Genomic DNA, 21,735 nt, shown 5'->3' on the forward strand with positions numbered 1-21,735 from the left:
CGACTCCTAAAACAACTCTATATTCGATACCACTTCTTGCTTTTTAAGGTTTTGCAAGTAACGTACTTCGCGCTTTTCAATGGTGTCGTTATGTAATTTTTTAAGTTTTTTCATATACACTTTACCCGTTTGTGGATGAAAAAATATTTTTCTAGGCCACGGGCCGCCCATATCATGGGCCACTAAATTTAAGGCTTCTTCTTTAACATAGGCGGTAGCAAAACTGATATTACCCAGTCCAATATCTGTCATTGCACTAATTATTTTTCCGCCACCAAATAGCTTAATTTTTAAATTATGACGAGACGCCCCGTTTTTTAATACTTCGTTTATCAGGTACTCCATAGCCCAATTACCATAGCGGCAATTTAAACCATGCGCGCTTTTAAGCTCTACACCTTTTTGTATCGGCAACATAAAATGATTCATTCCACCAATACCTAATACTTCATCGTAAACACAGGCAGCAATACATGAGCCAAGTACAGTTGAAATCAATTCATTATTTTTAGATACATAAAATTCTCCTGGAAGCACTTTGGCAACTACATGATTTCTTCCTGAATCCCAGTAACGCTTAATGTGTTCAAAACTGGGCAAAACACTTCTAAATTCAGCCTGCATGTGCTCTCAGTTGATACATAGTTTTTCCTAAATTTTTATAATTTGAGTGCTCTTTACCCATACTTTCAGAGTGACCTAAAAATAAGTAGCCGTGCTCGCTTAGTATATTTGCATAGCGTTTAAATAAATGATCTTTAGTTTCTTTATCAAAATAAATAACCACGTTACGGCACAAAATAAGATCAAAGGGCCCTTTCATTGGCCAGTCCTGCAATAGATTTAAACGCTTAAAAGAAATACATTCGCGTAACTTGTCTTTCACTTTATAATGTTCGCCGTCTTTGCTTTTTAAAAACCAACGCTTTAAATGAAAGTCGTCTAAGCCATTTACGTTTGCAGCGGTATACACACCTTTTTGCGCTTTTTCTAACACGTTAGAATCTAAATCGGTGGCTAAAATTTTTACATCCCAATTACTTGGAAAAGCATTATTTAGCGTCATCGCTAAACTGTAAGGCTCTTCTCCTGTTGAGCAGCCTGCAGACCATATTCTCACGCGCTTAGTGTCTTTATTTGATTTTAGTAAACTAGGTACAAGCTCAGATTTAATAAATTCAAAATGATGAAATTCACGAAAAAAAGACGTCAAATTAGTGGTAATTGCATTTATAAACGCATCAAATTCTTTGTCTTTATGCGTGTCTAGGTAGGCTAAGTAGGCTTTAAAGTCGTTTAATTTCAGCGCTCTTATTCGCCTTGCTAAACGTGAGTACACCATTTCACGTTTATGATCGCCCAAAACAATACCGCAAGCGTTGTACACTAAATTAGCAATGTCTTTAAAATCGCGATCGGTACACAAAAACTCTTTCATTAGCAGCTCTCATACATAGCAGTAAGTGCGGCCTTATTGAGCGTTTTCTTAATAAGGCCTTTAATCATAAAAATTAAAATTCTTCCCACTCGTCTGCCGAGTCAATAAAGTTATCGCCTCTTGGCTTGCTTTGTACTGCGTTATTTTGTGGTTTGTGAGCTAAACTTGGGGTATTCATCGTAGGCGACATAATAGCCATGTCTTGCTGGCCTAGTGAAAAGAAATTAAGAAGCCTACGCATTTCATTTGCTTGCTCAGCCATAGATTCACCTGCTGCCGATGCTTCTTCTACTAAGGCTGCATTTTGCTGAGTCATTTCATCCATTTGAGAAATAGCTTTATTTACTTGTTCTATTCCTGCACTTTGCTCTTCAGACGCCTCTGTAATATCTGAAATCATTTGCGTCACTTTTTGTACAGACACCACAATTTCTTTCAGCGTTGCACCTGACTCATTCACAAGCTGAGAGCCATCTGCCACTTTACCTACGCTATCTCTTATCAGCTCTTTAATTTCTTTTGCTGCACCTGCAGAGCGCTGAGCTAAATTACGAACCTCACCCGCAACCACCGCAAAACCACGCCCTTGCTCACCGGCTCTTGCTGCTTCAACCGCCGCATTAAGTGCAAGCAAGTTAGTTTGAAATGCAATTTCGTCAATCACACCAATAATATCGGCAATTTTCTTACTCGATTCATTAATCGCTGACATACTCGTCACAGCGCGATTAACCACTTCACCACCCTGAATCGCTTTATCGCATGTTTCTTCTGCGAGCGTATTTGCCACTTTGGCATTGTCTGCATTTTGACGGACCGTACTCGTCATTTCTTCCATGCTTGATGCCGTTTCTTCCAATGATGATGCCTGCTCTTCCGTGCGCTGACTTAAATCTGCGTTCCCCTGAGAAATTTCTTCTGCGCCACTGGCCACTAAGGTTGCTGATGAACTTATACGATTAATAACCTCCGTTAACTTATCTGCAGTGGTGTTTGCATCGCGTTTTAATTTATCAAACGAGCCTTTGTATTCTTTTTCAATTCGCTTAGATAGGTCGCCAGTTGCCAAGGCATCTAGCATATTGCCAGTATCTGCGACCGCATCGTCTACAATTTTAACTAAACTGTTTAACCCTTGTGCCAAGCGTAAAAAGAACCCTTCTTTACCCTCTTCCATTACACGCGTATCGAGGTCCCCCTCTCCTGCAGCACTTACTAATTGTGCTATTTCTCTTTCTATTGCAACTTCTGCGGTTCTGTCCTCCCACTCTACAACGGTGCCAATTCTCTCTTGCTCTGGGGTTATTATTGGGTTTGCAACCAAACCAAATGTGCGTCCACCAACCTTTATTTGCGTGCTGTAAGTATCTTTTAACGTTGCTAATAGGCTTTGTTGGTGCGCTGGGTTTTTATGAAATACGTCAATATTTTGATTAAGCAGATTTTTGCTATCAAAATTAGGTAAGTCTTTTCGAAGGTCATTTTCAGCAATGCTCATCATGCTTCTAACGGCTTTATTCATGTACACAATGACATTTGATGAATCTGCAATCATGGTATTGGTTGCAACAGTATCAAGCGCTTGGCGCACACGAAGGTTCTCTTGCGCGATTGCACGCTCAGCGTCAGCTTTAGCAACCTTCTCAGTAATATCGTCCCACTCAACAATCGTACCGAGTTTTTTGCCTTCTTGGCTGTACCATGGCGTCGCTATTAATGTAAAAATCAGCCCCGCTAAACGCAGCTTTGCTTTGTAAGGTTTATCTAAATTTTTTAGTAATTCTCGTTGATGCGACGGCTTTTTATGAAAATCATCAACACAAGTCCCCACTAAATTATCAACAGAAAAGTGTGGTAATACCGTTTGTAGGTCTTTTTCACGCGCTTTTAGCATGTCTTGCACGCGTTCGTTTACAAAAACAATATTAAGGTCTTGATCTGCAATCATTACATTTGCTTGGCATACTTTTAAGGCGCTAGCTAGGTCTGCAGCTTTGCGTGAAGATTTTTCTAACTCTTTTTGAGCTGTTATATCAGACGCATATTTAATTACTTTAAAGGGCTTACCATTCATGTCGTAAATTGGGTTATAAGAAGCCTGAATCCAAATTTCTTGACCCTGCTTTCCTATTCTTAAATACTCACCCGAGTCAAATTCACCGCGCCCTAATTTAGCCCAAAAAGTTTTATATTCATCACTTGCTGCGTATTCAGGTGTAACAAATATTCGATGGTGCTGGCCCATGATGTCGTTAAGCTGATACCCCAAGGTGTTTAAAAAATTATCGTTTGCATCAATAATAGTGCCGTCTAAATTAAACTCTATAACTGCTTGAGACTTACTAATTGCATTTATTTGTCCTCTTGCCTCTGCTGAAACGAGCTTTTGTGCTGTTATATCCGTCGCAAATTTCACAACCTTAATGACTTGGCCCTGAGAGTTCACAATTGGATTATAGGTGGCCTGAATCCACACTTCTTTACCACTTTTAGTAATGCGTCTAAACTCTTGAGATATAAATTCGCCGTTATTCAATCGCAGCCAAAAATGTTTGTAGTCACTTTCTTGAGCTTCAGTATCATCCACAAATAAAGAGTGGTGCTGGCCTTGAATTTCTTCTAGTTGATATTCCATTACGCGAAGAAAGTTAGCATTAGCGGTAATAATTTTTCCGCTTGGCTCAAACTCAATCACAGCTAATGACTTATTTAATGCACTTATAATTAAATCATTATTTGATTCAGACTGTTTTGGATTACTAAACCATCCCATGCTCATCACCACCTTTAAGTTATTTTTACTTTATTTAGCAAATACTGACTCTAAATATTCATTGTTTTTTGTAAGTCGATTAACGCCACCATTTTCTCGCCCACGTTAACTAACCCTGCCACATAATCGTCGTTATTTGTTTCTGAAATACTTGGAACCGCTTTAGCATCTTGCTCTGCAATACTGTAAACCTCAGAAACCGCATCAACGGTAATACCAATAATTTTACTGTCTTGTTCAAACTCTATTTTTACTACAATCACCACTGTAAGCGGTCCGTACTCTATACTGGGCAAGCCAAACCGCAGCCTTAAATCAATAATCGGCACTATGGTGCCACGCAAATTAATAACCCCTTTTACAAACTCGGGAGCGTTGGGTAAAACGGTTAACTCTTCCCAGCTACGAATTTCTTGTACAGTTAAAATATCTACACCGTATTCTTCGTCAGCCATAATAAATGTTAAAAACTGTTTCACGCCCTTTTGCTGCTGCAGATTAAGCTCAGAAATCATAGCGCCTCCAAAGCAGCTTGCGACTCAATACTTAACTCTTGACTGCCCGGTTTTTTTAAACCTGAAAGTTTTATTAACCCGCTTATATCAACTATCAATGAAACCCGCCCATCACCCAAAATAGTCGCGCCGGATATGCCATCTACTTTTTGATAATTTGCCTCTAAACTTTTAATTACCACCTGTTGTTGCGATAAGAGGTCATCTACCAATAAACCCACTTTTTGGTTGTCGGTTTCTACAACAACAAGTAAAGTTTTATCGAGAGATTCAATGGCATTATCATGATTAAAAATATCGTAGAGCCTTAAAATTGGAATATATTCATCACGTAACCTAAGTACATCAAGGTTTTTTCCTACACGGCTTACCTTGGCAATATCAATTTGCAGCGATTCAACAATAGAAATGAGCGGAATAATATAAGTATGCTGGGCAACTTTAACTAACTGACCATCTAAAATAGCCAGTGTAAGTGGTAACCTAATTGTAAATGTTGAGCCTACCCCTGGTGCAGATGTGACTTCTACAGAACCATTTAAAGACTGGATATTACGCTTAACGACATCCATACCAACACCCCGGCCAGATAAGTCACTCACCTCATCCATAGTGGAAAAGCCTGGCATAAATATCAGCTCGTTAATTTCTTCATCGCTCAGGTGGTTGTCGGCAGAAATTAGCTCATTTGCAATGGCTTTTTCTTGGATTTTTTTGGTGTTTAACCCTTGTCCATCATCCATTATTTCAATAACAATATTTCCACCTTGATGGAATGCATTTAAGGTCACCGTTCCTACAGGATCTTTTCCGGCTTGCAGTCTTTTCTCAACAGTTTCTAAGCCATGATCTAATGAGTTTCTAACTAAATGAACCATAGGATCGGAAATTTTTTCCATTACTGTTTTGTCTAATTCGGTTTGCTCGCCTATCAGCTTCAATTCAACCTGTTTATTTAGCTTTTGCGCAATGTCCCTTACCAAACGTGGGAAACGGCTAAATACAAAATTAATTGGCAACATGCGGATACGCATTACGTTTTCTTGCAAATCGCGGGTGTTGTGCGCAAGTTGCGCTAAGCCTTCTTGCAATGCAGTAATAGTAGCCGGCGTAATGTCTTGCTCGCTAAGCTGATTAAGCATAGCTTGGGTAATAACAAGCTCACCGACCATGTTTATTAATGAGTCAACTTTATCAATCCCGACGCGAATGGAAGTGGATTCGGGCGTTGTTGATTTTTTATTGGCACTCGCAGAGGCGGGCTTTATGGGCTTAGCCTGTTTCGTCGGCTCTGTTATTGGCTCTGGGGTCAAAGGCTCTAGGGTAGGTGCTGCGTCATTACCAACAGCGTTGCTATCGATTATGTTGGTTGCTGGTGTATCCTCGGTAAATAAGCCACCGCATAATTCAATAGTAATATCAGCGTCATCTTCAACCCATTCGAACACTTCTTTAATCGCGCTTTTCCCATGACTGGTGTTTAAGAAAAAACGCCAATGTAAAAAGCACTCATCACTACTTAAATCAGTTATTTCAGGGACTTCATCGTAAAAAACCGTGGTATCTAGCTCGCCTAGTTGCTCAAGCTCACTAATCATAATGAGTGGCTCATTGCCTGTTTTAAATAAGTGATGATGCGGCTTAAAGTCTATTTGGTAAGTATCGCTATCGGGTTTGTTATCAGAGGGTTGAGTGATGGACTCTTGTGTTCCCCCCTTTATTCCTAGCACCTCTTCAAATTGTGCTCGTAATGTATCGGCTTCAGTTAAGTCGGGCGCTTGCTCTGCTTGCAACCCAGCGAGTAACGATCGAAGGCAATCAACCGCTTTAAGTAATAAATTAACGTGCTCGGTTGTCAGGGTGCGCTCACCTTGACGAATTTGATCCAGTAAAGTTTCAAGTACGTGAGTAAAGTCAGACACTGATGAAAAACCAAACGTCCCACTCCCCCCTTTTATTGAATGAGCGGCTCTAAAAATAGTATTAATAGTTTCTAAGTCTTCCTCACCAGGCACTAAGTTTAAAAGCTCAGCTTCCATGGTATCTAGGCCTTCAAAACTCTCTTCAAAGAAAACTTCAAAAAATTGACTTAAATCTATGCTCACTTTGCGCTCCTTGACTAACGAATAACCTTTTTAATCACCGCTAGTAACTGCTCTGGATTAAATGGCTTTACTATCCAACCTGTTGCACCAGCCGCTTTACCTTCTACCTTTTTTTCTAAACCCGACTCGGTGGTTAGCATAAGTAGTGGCGTAAATTTATAGTCAGGTAATGTACGTAGCTCCCGTATTAATGTAATGCCATCCATAATGGGCATGTTTACATCTGAAATAACCGCATCAAAACCTTGCTGCTTAGCAATAGCCAATGCTTCACTGCCGTCTTTGGCCTCTGTCACATCAAAGCCTGCGGTTTTTAAAGTAAAGCTCACCATCTGACGCATAGACGCTGAATCATCAACTGCTAAGATTTTTTTCATATAAACCTCTAACTATTTATTTCGATTGTTAAATAATGGCTCAAGCCAAGCTGATTAATGGTATGTGCTAATGCTGCACTGCTACCTACCCATATAATTTTATGCTGTATAGTAAGTAAGTGTTTTTGAAGCGCACATAACAGCTGAATAGATGCAGTATCTGCAGACACGACATCGCTAATATCAAGACTGATGTCGTCGTTGCTATTGAGTTCTTGTAGTAAGTCTTGGTGGAGCGTTTCAACTCGGGTAATCACAAGTTCGCTTGGAAGTTTTAACATTTAAAATTGTGTAATCCCTTTCATTTCAATTCATAACAAAAGCTTAGCTCTAGTTGTTAAAATTGCCATAAAAGGGTCAAAAAAAATTTTAATAAATTTATAAACAGGAATGAAAAAACAAGAAAGGGAGCCTAAAGCCCCCTTAAAATACGTGAAAAATTAAAAAGTCAGTTTTTAGTAGTAGTTTGCAATAACTTTAAACTCTTGCGTTAATTGAGTTGAATTAATAAGCGGTACACTACCTTGCTTAAACTCAGGTTTAAAAATAGCTCTTAGCGCTCCAGTATCATCAACCAACGCAACTGATGCACTATGATCAACCGCATAATCAGCTTTTGTTGTATCACTAATTGCGTAAATTAGCCCAAGTTCTCTCACCACTGGAAAAAGATCTTTATGTTCACCAGAAACAGCCAAAAAATTCGGGTTAAAGTAATCTATATATTGTTTTCGCTTTTCTGCTGTATCTCTATTTGGATCGACCGACACAAACCATATTTGCAACGGGTAATCAGCTTCCAGCTCTTTATAAACAGCGTTTAACTTAGCTAACGTTAACGGGCAAATATCGGGACAACTTGTGTACCCTAAAAATACTAAATTCCATTGTCCCTTAAATTGCGCTTTTGTCACCGGTTCGTCGAGCTGATTTTTTAACGTAAAATCCGAAAGTGATTTAGCGTTTTCATAAACAAGTGCATTTAAATTTTGAGGATCGTTTTCACTTGAGCATGCTGATAAAAATAAACTTAAAATAACAATTACTAAAAGCCAGAGTCGCTTCATAAAGGGAGCCATTTATCTATAAATAAGATCACGAAGAGTACCATTAAATGCACTATCGAAAAACGAAATAAATCCATAGCCTTGTCGTTATTAGCTGCAAATTTTAACTTAATGGCTTTATACATAAACACACTATTAAGCACACAAGCACCGACTAAGTAAATACCTCCTGACATACCAATTAAGTATGGCATCACACACACTAAAGCGAGTAAAACTGAGTATGCAACCACACATGTTTTACAAAAGTCGATACCATGTGTTACCGGCAACATTGGAATTTTTGCACGCTCGTAATCACTTTTTCGAGCAATAGCTAAAGCCCAAAAATGGGGTGGGGTCCAGGTAAATATAATCATAACCAGCAACCATGGCGCTGCTGCCATTTGATTTGTTTCAGATACCCAACCAAGCAATGGCGGCATCGCTCCAGCAAGTCCGCCTATTACAATATTTTGAGGTGTCGCGCGTTTTAAAAATGACGTATAAATAAATGCATAACCCACTAATGCAAATAACGTTAATATTGCTGTAAGCGTATTAGCCCACACCATAAGCATGATAAAACCAGCAACGCCAATACTTGCCGCAAACGTTAATGCATGTGTTTTACTTAAACGCCCTTTAGCAACAGGGCGATGACGCGTTCTTGCCATTTTAGAATCTATTTCGCTATCCACTACATGATTAATAACGGCGGCCGCAGCAGATAACAGGCCTATTCCTAATAAGCTAATAACTTGAACGCCTATTCCACGCCCAACATCAGGGGATAATGCCAATCCAACCCAGGCTGTTAAAACCAACATAGCCACTACTTTAAATTTACTAATGGCTAAGTAATCTTGTAATAAGTCGTAAGCACGCACACTAAGTGATTGAGTATGAACAGGCTGTATTGTTTTTTTGTTTATTGTTAGTGCCATTATATTTCTCCTTTATGTGCGTGATTTTAGGTAATAACACAACCTAACCATACTTAATAACAGTATGGCAGCCATTAAGTTATGCGCCAGTGCAACCCCCAACGGAAAGTGCCAATGTACCAAAATAAGTCCTAAGCTAATTTGGCAAAATAAAGTAACCAATACTGCTATTACGCAGCTTTTAATTTTTTGAGAATAAGCGTGGCTGTAAATTTTCCACATAACAAGCGCCAAGACTATGCAAGTTACTAATGCCCAAATGCGGTGTAATAAATGGATAGACATTCTTGCTTGCTGTGACAGCACACCAAACTCGTAGTTGCTGTGCTCAAGCGGTAATTGAAAAACACTACTCAACGAAAAAGGCTGAGCGTAATCACATAAAGGTAGACCATTACAGTGTGGTGCTGCGTAATTAGCTGCAAGCCAGCCGCCAAGCGCTATTTGTAAAATCAGCACAAAAAGCGCAATCAAACTCAATCCGAAATGCTGCTTAGCGCCCTCATCTCCGCCCATAATAGGTTTTGCTGTTAACCTTAAATACAGCAAAGTAATCAGCGATAAAATACTAAAGCCACCTAGCAAATGCCCCATTACAATAAGTGGCTGCAGATTCATAGTGACAGTCCACATCCCTAATGCAGCCTGAAACACAACAAGCAATAACAATAAAGATGTTAGCTTTAATGGGGTAGTTGGAAATTGACGCTTTAAAAAAGCAACAATAAACAACGCTAGAATCATCAGCCCTAAGGTGCCAGCAAAATACCTATGAATCATTTCTTTCCAGGCTTTCGCTTTTTCAAACACCATGTCAGGGTAACTTTGTGTCGCTAAAGCAATATCAGCTTCGTGTTTAGGAACCGTTAAAAAACCGTAACACCCCGGCCAGTCTGGACAACCCAGTCCGGCATCACTCAAACGAGTGTAAGCACCCAGAGCAACAACCACTAAAGCAAAAAGTCCGGTTAATAAAACCCAATTTTTATAATTTTTATACATCTTTTACCTCACACTAACCGTGTTAGCTTGAACGAGAATAGTTAAGTAGTTTTTTTAAATCCTTTAATAACCCCTTTTGAACTAAGCGGTTTTCTTGAGGCTTTACTTTATAAGGGTACTCAAGCACCACAAGCCCCATATGATCAATTAAATACAAACTAGCTGGCGTTAAATTTGGTTGCTGAGCCATTTTTTTCCATGGTAAATCTGCTTGTGAAGGGCTTCCCATAACAGCCATATCAACCTTGCCTTGGTTTTTTCCTAGCGCTATATAAAGATTATTAAGCGCCTCAAGCTGCTCGCTACATGACGCGCTGCACTCACTCGAATAATTAAGCGCTATAGTCCATTGTTTAGGGTTATCGTTTTGCCAATTTTTTAGCTTTATTTCTTCATTTAGAAATTCACCATGATTTGTAACCGCACCGGGTAACCAATCAAATTTGAGCGCGCTATAAGCTAAAAGCAAAGGAATAGCACAACAGGTTACAAACAATAAAAGGGGTTTATTTTTCATTTTTTTTCCTTTTTTTACTCGCAAAAATGGCAACAACAACACATGAAAACGCGATTAAAAACCACTGTAAGGCATAGGCATTATGTTTTTGTGGGCTCATTACAACCGCTTTGTAATGCGGTATCGCCATTTCATCACCTTCACCTTGGCGGTAAGCCATAAAATTAACTAGTGGGATGTTTGTTTGCGATTTTATAAAACTTAAGTCGATTGATTGAATGCGTTTGGGCAGATCACCACTCGCGGTCTTATCTTCTAGAGTAAAACTACTGAGGTTGTTCTCTTTAATTTGTGCTTTGACCGTAAACTCACCTTGGGGCAAAACCACTTTGGGTAAAAAATCGCGTGATACTGGGGCTCTGACCCAGCCTAAATTAACCAATACTGCACGCGTATCATTATTTGGTTTTAACAGAGCTAGTAAGTCGTAACCCACTTGCCCGTTATATACTTGATTATCTAACAACCAGTAATGTTCGCTTAAAAGTGTCCCTTTAAGCTCAACTAATACGCCGGTTTTATTCCATTGTTTTGGTAACTCAAGCAACTGCGACCAATTCATAACACCATGAGTTTGTATTTGAGCAATGGCAGTAAGCTGTTGCTGTTTTTTTTCACCTCGTTCTAATTGCCAAAAGCCTAGGCGCACACATACCAGCACAACAACCACAACCATACAAATTGTGATTATTGAACTAAGCTTTTGTTTGTGCCTTAAAACTACTTGCATAAAGGGTCAACTCAGTGATTATTAAAATTATTATTGTACTGTTGTTAATGTTTATACTTTTTAACTTATTTAGAGCGTTATTTATTATGGTGTCAGGGAAAACAAACGGACGACCTATGTCTCATTTTTTAGGTCGCCGAGTGTTGTTTTCGGTTATTGTATTAGTGGTTGCAATTGCAGCAGTTAAGCTCGGTTTTATAAAGGCAAACAGTTCGCCCATAAACGTTACAGCACATATACAAATACAAATAAACACAGCCATACAACGTCAACAAAATGCCAATACCAAGCAGCAGCTTGAAATGCAAAGTGCTTTTCTTTTGTAAAATGCCCTTTCAATATTCGTATTAAAATAACAAATAAAAGTACGGCTCCAAGCGTGACATGCATGCCATGAAAGCCAGTAAGCAAAAAGAATGTATTCCCGTAAACACCGGCATCTAATGTTAAGTTTAGGTCGTTATATGCATGAACATATTCTTCTACTTGCAATGCTAAAAAGCACACACCTAATAGCACCGTAAGCCCTAAAAACACTTTGAGGGGTTTGCGTTTATTGTTTTCCATTGCTACATGAGCAAAATGCAACGTAACTGATGACGCGATTAAAATTAACGTATTAATTAGTGGTAGCCCTTGCCAACCCATGGCTTGCGTTGTGTCTCCCGAAGGTGTAACAACTAAAGGCCACATAGCTTCAAAAGTAGGCCACAAAACCTCATTGGTCATAGCATTGTTACCCGCGCCACCTAACCAAGGCACCGAAATCATACGCGCGTAAAATAACGCACCAAAAAAGGCCATAAAAAACATAACCTCAGAAAAAATAAACCAACTCATGCCTTGTCGAAAAGAGCGATCCATTTGCGCAGAGTACAACCCCTGATCTGACTCATGTATAACGTTTTTAAACCAGCTAAATAACATATACAGAAGAACGGCTATACCGGCATAAAGCAAATAAACACCGCTACCCCCTTCCTTTCCAACCTCCATAACAGTTAAGCCTGCGCCTACGGCGATAAAAAATAATGCAACCGCCCCTACAATAGGCCACGGACTTTGCTCTGGTACGTAATAATGCTCATATTCTTGATTCATTTTACTTGCTCCTAGTTTCACACTAGTATTAAACGCTAGTTATTACTGGCTACTAGCTGTTCACTAATATCAAATACGGTATAAGATAAAGTTAGCTCTTCAACATCACTTGGAAGCGCTGTATCAACATAAAAAAGCAATTTAAATTCGAGCTCTTCTCCCGCTTTTAGGGGTTGTTGATCAAAGCAAAAACAGGCCATTTTGTGTAAATATTTTGCTGCTTTCCCAGGTGAAACAGACGGCACAGCCTGCATAACTTTATCGAGTTCGCTACTATTTTTTGCGCTAAAAACGACTTCTCGCATTTCTCCGGGTTTTACAACCACACTGTACTCTTTTGATTTCACTTCAAAAGGTGCACCACTTTGCGCATGGGTAGTAAAACTCACGCTGACGTCCCTTGTTTGCTGAACCATAGTACTTTGTTGTGCTTGCTCTAACGATGGCTTCCCATTAAGCCCTGTTAAATCACAAAACACGTCGTATAACGGCACTAAGGCAAACGCAAACGCAAACATACCTATGCTGATAAGTATTAGGCGCTTAAGAAGTGGTGCATGTGTCATTACTTAATTTCCGGTGGTGTTGAAAATGTGTGGTATGGCGCTGGCGAATCAACTTCCCACTCCAGCCCTTCTGCACCATCCCAAACTTTAGCAGGGACTTTTTCGCCACCTCTGGCACATTTAAAAACAACCACCACAAACAACAGTTGAGATAAACCAAATGCAAAGCCACCAATACTTATAATTGCGTTGAAGTCTGCAAATTGCAGTGCATAGTCCGGGATACGACGAGGCATACCAGCTAATCCCACAAAATGCATTGGGAAAAACAGCACATTTACACTGACTAACGACAACCAAAAGTGCCATTTAGCCAACGTGATATTAAACATATTGCCGGTCCATTTGGGCAGCCAGTAATAAGCACCGGCCATGATTGAAAATACCGCACCGGTCACTAATACATAGTGAAAATGAGCCACTACAAAATAAGTATCGTGGTATTGAAAGTCGGCAGGGGTAATAGCAAGCATCAACCCTGAAAAACCACCTAATGTAAACAACACTATAAAGGCAATACTGAACATCATAGGGACTTCAAAGCTAATCGAACCGCGCCACATGGTGGCTACCCAATTAAATACTTTAACGCCAGTGGGTACCGATATCAGCATTGTTGAATACATAAAAAATAGCTCTGCAGCTACCGGCATACCGGTGGTGAACATGTGGTGCGCCCACACAATAAAGCTCAGCAATGCTATAGATGACGTGGCATAAACCATTGATGCATAACCAAATAGCTTTTTACGCGAAAAAGTAGGCACTATGGTTGAAATAATACCGAAGGCAGGCAAAATCATGATGTAAACTTCGGGGTGACCAAAAAACCAAAATATATGCTGAAACATCACCGGATCGCCACCGCCGGCAGCATCAAAAAAGCTAGTCGCAAAATATTTATCGGTTAAAACCATGGTCACCGCGCCTGCCAAAACAGGCATAACAGCAATGAGCAAAAATGCCGTTATTAGCCATGTCCATACAAACAGAGGGAGTTTCATCCACGTCATACCAGGAGCGCGTAAGTTAACTATAGTAACCACCACGTTAATAGCCCCCATAATCGAGCTAACGCCCATTATGTGCACAGCAAATACAAATAAGGCAGTATTGTCATTACTGTATGTGGTTGAAAGCGGAGCATAAAAAGTCCAGCCAAAAGCAGGGCCCCCTCCAGGCATAAATAAAGATGCAAGCAAAATTAAAAATGCGAAAGGTAAAATCCAAAAACTCCAGTTGTTCATTCTAGGTAATGCCATATCTGGCGCACCTATCATTAACGGTATCATCCAATTGGCTAATCCCGTAAAAGCCGGCATAACGGCACCAAACACCATTATTAAACCGTGAACTGTGGTCATTTGATTAAAAAAGTGAGGGTCGACTAACTGTAATCCCGGCTGAAATAACTCGGCCCTGATCACCATAGCCATTGCGCCACCAATTAAAAACATGGTCAGCGAAAATATTAAATATAAGCTACCAATATCTTTATGATTAGTTGTATAAAGCCAGCGTTTAAAGCCTTTAGCTGGGTGATGAGCATGGTGCGCTTCGTTGGCATTAGGTTGTTCTGCTATGCTACTCATTAGTTAGCCTCCGCGTCGGCATCAAGTGCTGCTTGAATCTCACTAGGCTGAATAACATCACCGGTATCGTTACCCCATGCATTGCGCTTGTAAGTAATAACCGCAGCCAATTGTTTTATAGATAACTGCTTGGCAAATGATTGCATTGCCGTACCTGGGCTACCATAAATAAGTATGTCTATATGACCTTTTATATCTCCAAGTACAATTGGGCTGCCTTTAAGCGCTGGAAATACGCCCGGCAACCCCATACCTGTAGGCTGATGACACGCGGCACAACTTGCCATGTATACCTGAGCACCCAGCTCCATTAACTCTTCTTTTGGTAATGTTTGATCAAGTAAAGCTGCATCAGCTAAAGCAGCTTTTTGTTTAGCTTGTTTAGCGTCGGCAAGCCATACTTTAAAATCAGCTTCAGATTTAGCCTCAACTACAACAGGCATAAATCCATGATCTTTACCACACAGCTCAGCACACTGGCCTCGGTAAATCCCTTCTTCGTTTATGTTGGTCCATGTTTCGTTAATAAAGCCCGGATTTGCGTCTTTTTTAACGGCAAAGTCTGGTACCCACCAAGAGTGAATAACATCATCTGAGGTCATTAAAAAACGAATTTTTTTATTAATTGGCAGTACGAGGGGTTTATCTACCTCAAGCAAATAATTCGGGTTTTTATCTGCTAAATTGGTAATTTCATCTTGAGAGGTTGCAAGCATTGAGTAAAACTCTACGTCTTCTCCCATGTATTCATAATGCCATTTCCACTGCGAGCCTGTCACTTTAATTGTTAAGTCGGCTTTACTGGCATCTTCCATCGCTATTAACGTTTTTGTAGCTGGCACTGCCATCGCAATTAATATAACAAATGGTATTGCAGTCCAAAGAATTTCTACTTTAGTACTTTCATGGAATTGAGCGGGAACCGCCCCTTTAGATTTTCGATGATGAATGAGTGCCCAAAGCATGATGGCAAACACTATTATTCCAATTACACAACATATAAAAAATATGGTCATGTGTAATTCGTAAACATTTTCACTTATATCTGTAACGCCCTTGCGCATATTATATTGGCTGTTGGCCAACGCTAACTGCGGAAAAACACACAATATAAGCCACAAGGTACAACTAAGTTTACCCATGTGACGACTCCTTTGATGCTGTTGCTAGTGCAAAGCGAAGAGGCATACGGCTTAAACGCCAATTCGTTATTTTTATTTTTGTATTAATGCCATTTGATTTATAAAAAAAATTGGCATTCACTGCGCTAGCAACAAATTTATTGTGTGTGCTCAAAACTTAAAAGCGATGAGTATTGCCAGCGTCAGTTCATTAACAATTAGTTAATATTTAACCAGCATGCAAGTTTTTTGTATTAAAAACAAACAATAAATATGTAAAAAGTAGAGAGTTGATTTAGTTTAGCGTAGAAAAAAGTAGCTAAAATCGAGAGTTAGTAAGGGCTGAGAATGAAATAAGGAGTATGAATAAAAAAAACAAATTTAAAAAAATAAAAATGCGCACCAAAATAGTGCGCAATTTATAAAATAAGGTAAAGCTACATCCAGTCTGCGTTACGAATAACACCCACTGCCAAGCCTTCAATGTTGAATGACTCAGTTTCAAGGTCGACCTTAATTGGTGCAAACTCGTCATTTTCGGCATGAAGTAATACCTGACGACCTGCCTTTTCAATACGTTTTACTGTTACATCGTCATCAACACGAGCAACCACAACTTGACCATTTTCAGCCACTTGTGTTTTATGTACAGCAAGTAAGTCGCCATCCATAATGCCTATATCTTTCATACTCATACCATTTACGCGCAGTAAAAAGTCAGCAGCTGGTTTAAACATTAATGGATCAATTTTACAGTGGCTCTCAACATGCTCTTGCGCCAAAATGGGTGAGCCTGCCGCAACTCGGCCAATAAGCGGTAAACCTAATTGCTCCGGTTCCTCTTCTTCAACAAGTTGAATCCCTCGGCTTGCGCCTGGCTTCATTTTAATCACCCCTTTTTTGGCAAGGGCTTTTAAATGTTCTTCAGCGGCATTTGCACTTTTAAACCCTAACGTTTGTGCTATTTCAGCACGTGTAGGCGGCATACCAGTGTCTTTAATAAACACTTTAATTAATTCGAGTATTTGAGCTTGGCGTTTAGTTAATGGGCGCATACAACTGGTTTTCCATACAGTACATTTAACTGTGAGTATATACAGTTAAATAAAAATCGCAAATTTAAATTACCCGTTCAAATAGCCAAATTACTTCCTTACGTGTACATTTTAGGTGCTTTCTAAAATAGCCTATAAAAATAGTAACTTGCTTCATTAAATTTAAAGGAATCTATATGAGTATTTGGCATCAACCGATTACATTAGCACTGTGTAAACAATTAGACGAAGGGATTAGTGGCCAAGGTACCCTAATGAAAACCATGGGAATAGAAATAACAGAGATAGGCGATGACTACTTAGTCGCAACTATGCCTGCAATCCCTGCACATCATAATCCTATTGGCATGGTTCATGGCGGCGCTAACGTTGTACTGGCAGAAACGGTAGCCAGCTATGCTGCTAATTTTGTTGTCGATTTCACAAAATTTTACTGTGTTGGGCAAGAAATAAGTGCAAGCCATTTAAAGGCTTCTCGTAATGGTACATTAACGGCAACAGCACGCGCATTTCATATTGGAAAACGTAGCTCAGTATGGGAAATAAAAATCACAAATAGCCGTAACGAACTGTGCTGCGTATCAAAAATGACCGCAGCAGTTGTTGAACGAAAAGCGTAGGTTACTTCTCGAGAGGGTAAATTGTTATTTCCATACCCGCGCCAATAGCAGATATACGAAGTAGTGTATCTGCATGCAAAGCTTGATTAAAACACTTTGGCGATGTGCCTGACTCAAATCCTATATCAAACGTTCTGCGTGAACAGCTTAACCATTGCTTTAATGCATTGCGTGAACACGATTCAATAAGCTCACAAATATGGTTTATTGCTTTGTCTGGTGATTTAACATCGCCAGCTACCTCAATACGCGCTAATTGACGGTATTCGTCTTTGTCATAATGTAAAATCGTTGCGACTTTTTTTAGGTCGGCCACCAGCACACTAATATCTTGTTTTGACTCAAGCTCTAGATCTACATTTAAAAATTGAATTTCCGACATTGTTTCGTATTTATCCTCTAATAGTTACCTTGCAAACTTTAACGCAGTTTTATCGTTATACCAAATCAACACCCTATAAATAGACACTTTATCAGTTAATATTCTTATTTTAGAGTGTTATTGCTACTTACTATTCGCGCTAGTGTGCTGCAACTCAGTTTTAATGCACTAGTGCGACATTTTGTCGCACCCACCTTGCCTACCATTCGCGTAAAATGTTTATTAAAAATAATAAGATAAACACCTATGAAAAAAATATTTAAGCCAGCACGTAAACTTCATAAATGGTTAGGCTACCTATTAGGAATACAAATACTAGCTTGGTTGCTTGGCGGTTTAGTGATGAGCGCTATTCCGCTTGAAAAAGTACATGGTAAACACCTAGCAACACGCACTCTAGCCAACCCTTTTAAAAGCCATAGTTACGTCGCATCAATTGATGATATAGCAACCAAAGTAACCAATCCGACTAAAATAACCTTCACACATTTCTTATTCACCCCACTTATAACTGTAACCAGTAAAGACAACCAACAAAGCTTTAATGGCATTACTGGGCAACCATTTAAAGCGCCGAATAAACAGCAAATAATTGCTAATGCGCACGCACATTTACTTATTGATGCTCAACCCGAAAGTACCGCATTATTAGCTGTAGGACCACGAGAAAGCGGTTATAAAAAAAATGTATGGCAAGTACAATTTAACGATACATTTAGCACCACCCTCTATTTGTCATCAGATACAGGCCAAGTGATTACTGTGCGCAGTACACTGTGGCGAATTTTCGACTTTTTTTGGATGCTTCATATTATGGATTATGATGAGCGTGAAAACTTTAATAATCCTTTATTAATTAGCTTTGCAGCAACCAGTGTACTTTTTTGTTTAAGTGGTTTTTTGCTGCTATTGCAAAATATAAGGATTAAACGCAGTTTTAAATAAGTGTATGTTTGCCTGTTAAGCCAGTAAACTAGGCGCTCCTGTAGTTCACGTATGTGATGGATATGACCCGATTGATTTTGGCCTTACTGGCTTGCTGTGTCTGTTTTTCGGTATCAAGTAAAGACTTTACTCGTTTCTCTACTGCTAAAAAGCACTTAATAAAAACACTACCGAACAATGCAAAAAGCCTGTATTGCGGTTGTGATATTAACAAACAAGGTAAAAAACTAGTGCCAGATCCAACGGGTTGTGGCTATGTACCTCGTAATACGTTCACGCGCTCTGGCAAAATAAATCAGCGCGCTTTACGTATTGAATGGGAGCACATAGTGCCGGCATGGGAGTTTGGCCATCAACTACAATGTTGGCAAAACGGCGGGCGAAAAAATTGCCGTAAGGTCAGTGCTAAATTTAGGAAGATGGAAGCCGACATAAACAATTTAGCCCCCGCCATTGGCGAAATAAACGCTGACCGTTCTAATTACCGCTTTGGTATGCTGGGTGAGCCCGCGACTCAATACGGCCAATGTCATGTAAAAGTAAACTTTAAGCAACGTGTTGTTGAGCCACCATTTTATGCCCGTAAACAAATTGCCGACGCCTATGCTTACATGCAAAAAACGTATGGTTTAAAAATTTCAAAACAACAACAAAAACTCTTTAATGCCTGGCAAAAACAAGACCTAGCACTAAAAAACATGACCAATAAACTGTAATAGCGCCTATCCACTAATAAAGAAATTCAAGCTCCTGCTTTGCAAATAAAAATGACACACTTATTTACATAAAGAAAAAGCTAAACGTTGAATAAATAATCAGGTGTTGTAGTATTTTAAATAACTTATTTACAGGAAGTACTTAGCATGTTTAAAAACAACACACTATCGCTTGCAATTATCAGCGTGCTCTCAGTTTTTGCTTTAACAGGTTGTGGTGGAGGCGGAGGTAGCAACAATACACCATCTCCTGTCACGCCACCAACAAGTAGTACACCGACATGGACTGCTGGTGTATTTGAACCTTCAGACGAACTTAAAAACTTTTGTGAAACACCGCGCACAGGTAACGATCCGTTTAATAATAACCAACCATACCCAGACCAAGCTGGTTCAGCCTTATACGAAAAACTATGGCTTCGTTCATGGAGCGACGAAACATACCTTTGGTATGATGAAATTACCGATAACAACCCTGAATCGTTCGATACCGTGGCTGACTATTTTGCTCAACTAAAAACTGAAGAACTAACCGATTCGGGTGCTAAAAAAGATAACTTTCATTTTTCAGAACCCTCTGAAGATTACTTCCAAGAAGCACAGTCGGGCGTCACTTCTGGCTATGGTATTAACTGGGCATTTATTGGTGATTCAGCCGATAGAATTTTACGTGTTGCTTACCTTGAAGATAACTCTCCAGCAAGCCAAATTGGCTTTCAACGAGGCGATACTGTACTTGAAGTTGATGGTGTGAGTATTAATACCAATACCCAAGCAGGCATAGACACTTTAAACGAAGGCTTATTTAGCCCAACCAACGGTGACTCACATACAATTATTGTACGCAGTAACGACGGCACGGAAAAAACGTTTAATGTCACTGCAGGTAACATCGAGCAGACTCCAGTTCAAAATGTACAAACGATTGTAACAAGCAATAACACGCGCGTTGGGTATATGCAGTTTAATAGTCACATAGGTATTGCCCAAGAAGGACTCATTGATGCAGTAAATAAATTTAGAACCGATAACGTGGACGAACTCGTTATTGATTTTAGATACAACGGCGGTGGTTTATTAGCACTGTCTTCGCAGCTTGCATATATGGTGGCGGGGAGCGCAAATGTACAAAACCGTTTTTACTATCAAACGCAACAAAATGATAAACAGCCTGTTGATTCTCCATTCCCGTTTATTGACGAAGAAATAGACTACTCAACGTTTTTCAGTACTGGCGATAAATTACCTGATTTAAACTTATCTAAAGTGTATGTATTAAGTACATCAGGTACCTGTTCAGCCTCTGAAGCGTTTGTAAATGGCTTAAAAGGGATAGATGCAGAGGTGATACTTATTGGCGATACAACCTGTGGTAAACCATACGGATTTACGCCTACACACAACTGTGGAACAACCTACTACACCATTCAATTTAGTGGCGTTAACAGCAAAGGCTTTGGTGAATATGCCGCTGGCTTTACCCCTACACCAACGCCACAATTTAATGCCGATGTACAAGGGTGTGTTGTTAACGACGACTTTGATAATCAACTTGGTGATAGTAACGAAGCTTTACTATCTACGGCACTTTTTCATATAGATAATAACGGTGCATGCCCAATCACAACAACGGTCGCTAATAGTAAAATAGATGTACCAAGCTTTGCCACAGCCAGCGAAAAACTGCAGCCTTTAAACGCACCAAATGAGCTCACTCGCGGTAACATGGACCTAACATGGCCTACGTTGTCTAAGGAGCAATAATGGTAAAGTTATTGGCAATACTCACGGTATTAATTAGCCTAGGGGGGTGTAATAGTATGAGTAATGTCGTTGCAAAACCTGCGCTATTAACAGAGGTTAACCCGGGCGTTATTACTGTGCTACAACAGGCCATTATAAAAGCCAAAGGTGGCACGCTAGTTACACTTGCCGACACTGTGTTTACCAAACGTAGCGAGCTTTTACTAAGCCATGGAAATAGTAAAGACCCAAATGGCATGCCCATAATGGGCGCGCATAATATAAAGTCTGAAAAATTTGTTTTACAAATAATCGGCGAGCAGTGCGTGCTTTATTATCCTAAAAAAGATATGGCCATTGAGCTTAAAAACGTAAGCTGTAAAGCGCAATAAAATACTATTAAAAAGGCACACAGCATTAATACTGTGTGCCTTTATCATTTTT

The 21,735-nt window shown here is 39.6% G+C and carries 24 protein-coding genes; 6 read left to right on the plus strand and 18 right to left on the minus strand.

Features of this window, described 5'->3' with window-relative positions; translation table 11 throughout:
• Nucleotides 1-6: 6 nt before the first annotated feature.
• From cheD to AC27I2_RS16520, 12 genes are all read right to left on the minus strand, one after another.
• Nucleotides 7-624 carry a chemoreceptor glutamine deamidase CheD gene (gene cheD, locus AC27I2_RS16465; RefSeq protein ID WP_006793790.1) on the minus strand — a complete coding sequence of 206 codons (618 nt, stop codon included), beginning with the start codon at nt 622-624 and terminating at the stop codon, nt 7-9.
• Nucleotides 614-1,438, minus strand: coding sequence for a CheR family methyltransferase (locus AC27I2_RS16470; protein WP_058403615.1), 825 nt, complete (start codon nt 1,436-1,438; stop codon nt 614-616). The genes cheD and AC27I2_RS16470 overlap by 11 nt, the downstream gene beginning before the upstream one ends.
• A 73-nt stretch (nt 1,439-1,511) precedes the next feature.
• Nucleotides 1,512-4,211 carry a methyl-accepting chemotaxis protein gene (locus AC27I2_RS16475; protein ID WP_487204899.1) on the minus strand — a complete coding sequence of 900 codons (2,700 nt, stop codon included), beginning with the start codon at nt 4,209-4,211 and terminating at the stop codon, nt 1,512-1,514.
• 50 nt (nt 4,212-4,261) lie between these two features.
• Entirely contained in the window at nt 4,262-4,726 is a 465-nt protein-coding gene (locus tag AC27I2_RS16480) for a chemotaxis protein CheW (protein WP_487204900.1), read from the minus strand.
• The gene (locus AC27I2_RS16485) at nt 4,723-6,831 is read right to left on the minus strand and encodes a chemotaxis protein CheA (protein ID WP_487204901.1); all 2,109 of its coding nucleotides are present in this window, start codon (nt 6,829-6,831) and stop codon (nt 4,723-4,725) included. Before AC27I2_RS16485 ends, AC27I2_RS16480 begins: the two co-directional genes overlap by 4 nt.
• 14 nt (nt 6,832-6,845) lie before the next feature.
• A complete protein-coding gene (locus AC27I2_RS16490; protein WP_006793785.1) occupies nt 6,846-7,208 on the minus strand; it encodes a response regulator in 363 nt (120 codons plus the stop codon).
• A gap of 8 nt (nt 7,209-7,216) precedes the next feature.
• Entirely contained in the window at nt 7,217-7,489 is a 273-nt protein-coding gene (locus tag AC27I2_RS16495; protein WP_058403661.1) for an STAS domain-containing protein, read from the minus strand.
• Between the two features lie 174 nt (nt 7,490-7,663).
• Nucleotides 7,664-8,275 (minus strand): SCO family protein, encoded by a 612-nt coding sequence (locus tag AC27I2_RS16500; RefSeq protein ID WP_487204902.1) that lies wholly within the window; start codon nt 8,273-8,275, stop codon nt 7,664-7,666.
• Entirely contained in the window at nt 8,272-9,201 is a 930-nt protein-coding gene (gene cyoE / locus AC27I2_RS16505) for a heme o synthase (RefSeq protein ID WP_487204903.1), read from the minus strand. The genes AC27I2_RS16500 and cyoE overlap by 4 nt, the downstream gene beginning before the upstream one ends.
• Before the next feature lie 12 nt (nt 9,202-9,213).
• Nucleotides 9,214-10,203, minus strand: coding sequence for a COX15/CtaA family protein (locus AC27I2_RS16510; RefSeq protein ID WP_487204904.1), 990 nt, complete (start codon nt 10,201-10,203; stop codon nt 9,214-9,216).
• A 22-nt stretch (nt 10,204-10,225) separates the two neighbouring features.
• Nucleotides 10,226-10,720, minus strand: coding sequence for a transmembrane cytochrome oxidase associated protein (locus AC27I2_RS16515; RefSeq protein ID WP_487204905.1), 495 nt, complete (start codon nt 10,718-10,720; stop codon nt 10,226-10,228).
• Entirely contained in the window at nt 10,710-11,450 is a 741-nt protein-coding gene (locus AC27I2_RS16520; protein WP_487204906.1) for an SURF1 family protein, read from the minus strand. The genes AC27I2_RS16515 and AC27I2_RS16520 overlap by 11 nt, the downstream gene beginning before the upstream one ends.
• 14 nt (nt 11,451-11,464) lie before the next feature.
• On the opposite strand from AC27I2_RS16520, the gene AC27I2_RS16525 reads away from it, so the two are divergent.
• Nucleotides 11,465-11,776 carry a DUF2909 domain-containing protein gene (locus AC27I2_RS16525; RefSeq protein ID WP_487204907.1) on the plus strand — a complete coding sequence of 104 codons (312 nt, stop codon included), beginning with the start codon at nt 11,465-11,467 and terminating at the stop codon, nt 11,774-11,776.
• On the opposite strand, the gene AC27I2_RS16530 is transcribed toward AC27I2_RS16525, so the two are convergent.
• From AC27I2_RS16530 to lexA, 5 genes are all read right to left on the minus strand, one after another.
• Nucleotides 11,676-12,551: a cytochrome c oxidase subunit 3 gene (locus AC27I2_RS16530; RefSeq protein WP_138527387.1), complete on the minus strand. Its 876-nt coding sequence runs from the start codon at nt 12,549-12,551 to the stop codon at nt 11,676-11,678. The genes AC27I2_RS16525 and AC27I2_RS16530 overlap by 101 nt on opposite strands.
• A 35-nt stretch (nt 12,552-12,586) precedes the next feature.
• On the minus strand, nt 12,587-13,117 hold the full coding sequence (locus AC27I2_RS16535) for a cytochrome c oxidase assembly protein (RefSeq protein WP_058403625.1): 531 nt from the start codon (nt 13,115-13,117) through the stop codon (nt 12,587-12,589).
• Nucleotides 13,117-14,709, minus strand: coding sequence for a cytochrome c oxidase subunit I (ctaD, locus tag AC27I2_RS16540; RefSeq protein WP_487204908.1), 1,593 nt, complete (start codon nt 14,707-14,709; stop codon nt 13,117-13,119). The genes AC27I2_RS16535 and ctaD overlap by 1 nt, the downstream gene beginning before the upstream one ends.
• A complete protein-coding gene (gene coxB / locus AC27I2_RS16545; RefSeq protein ID WP_058403627.1) occupies nt 14,709-15,851 on the minus strand; it encodes a cytochrome c oxidase subunit II in 1,143 nt (380 codons plus the stop codon). The genes ctaD and coxB overlap by 1 nt, the downstream gene beginning before the upstream one ends.
• A 416-nt stretch (nt 15,852-16,267) precedes the next feature.
• Entirely contained in the window at nt 16,268-16,885 is a 618-nt protein-coding gene (lexA, locus tag AC27I2_RS16550) for a transcriptional repressor LexA (protein WP_006793773.1), read from the minus strand.
• A 176-nt stretch (nt 16,886-17,061) separates the two neighbouring features.
• Here lexA and AC27I2_RS16555 point away from each other — a divergent pair, with 176 nt between their 5' ends.
• Nucleotides 17,062-17,505 carry a PaaI family thioesterase gene (locus AC27I2_RS16555; protein ID WP_058403628.1) on the plus strand — a complete coding sequence of 148 codons (444 nt, stop codon included), beginning with the start codon at nt 17,062-17,064 and terminating at the stop codon, nt 17,503-17,505.
• 1 nt (nt 17,506) lies between these two features.
• Here the strand turns inward: AC27I2_RS16555 and AC27I2_RS16560 are convergent, their stop codons facing one another.
• Nucleotides 17,507-17,887: a hypothetical protein gene (locus AC27I2_RS16560; RefSeq protein WP_006793771.1), complete on the minus strand. Its 381-nt coding sequence runs from the start codon at nt 17,885-17,887 to the stop codon at nt 17,507-17,509.
• Between the two features lie 246 nt (nt 17,888-18,133).
• On the opposite strand from AC27I2_RS16560, the gene AC27I2_RS16565 reads away from it, so the two are divergent.
• The 4 genes from AC27I2_RS16565 to AC27I2_RS16580 all read left to right on the plus strand — a co-directional run bounded on the left by AC27I2_RS16565 (nt 18,134) and on the right by AC27I2_RS16580 (nt 21,683).
• Nucleotides 18,134-18,832 (plus strand): hypothetical protein, encoded by a 699-nt coding sequence (locus tag AC27I2_RS16565; protein WP_058403629.1) that lies wholly within the window; start codon nt 18,134-18,136, stop codon nt 18,830-18,832.
• Between the two features lie 62 nt (nt 18,833-18,894).
• A complete protein-coding gene (locus AC27I2_RS16570) occupies nt 18,895-19,548 on the plus strand; it encodes an endonuclease (protein WP_487204909.1) in 654 nt (217 codons plus the stop codon).
• 147 nt (nt 19,549-19,695) lie between these two features.
• Nucleotides 19,696-21,312, plus strand: a complete 1,617-nt coding sequence (locus AC27I2_RS16575; RefSeq protein ID WP_219422955.1) for a S41 family peptidase — start codon at nt 19,696-19,698, stop codon at nt 21,310-21,312.
• Nucleotides 21,312-21,683: a hypothetical protein gene (locus AC27I2_RS16580; RefSeq protein WP_487204910.1), complete on the plus strand. Its 372-nt coding sequence runs from the start codon at nt 21,312-21,314 to the stop codon at nt 21,681-21,683. The genes AC27I2_RS16575 and AC27I2_RS16580 overlap by 1 nt, the downstream gene beginning before the upstream one ends.
• Nucleotides 21,684-21,735: the final 52 nt, after the last annotated feature.

The organism is Pseudoalteromonas sp. NH0006-46, assembly GCF_057547735.1.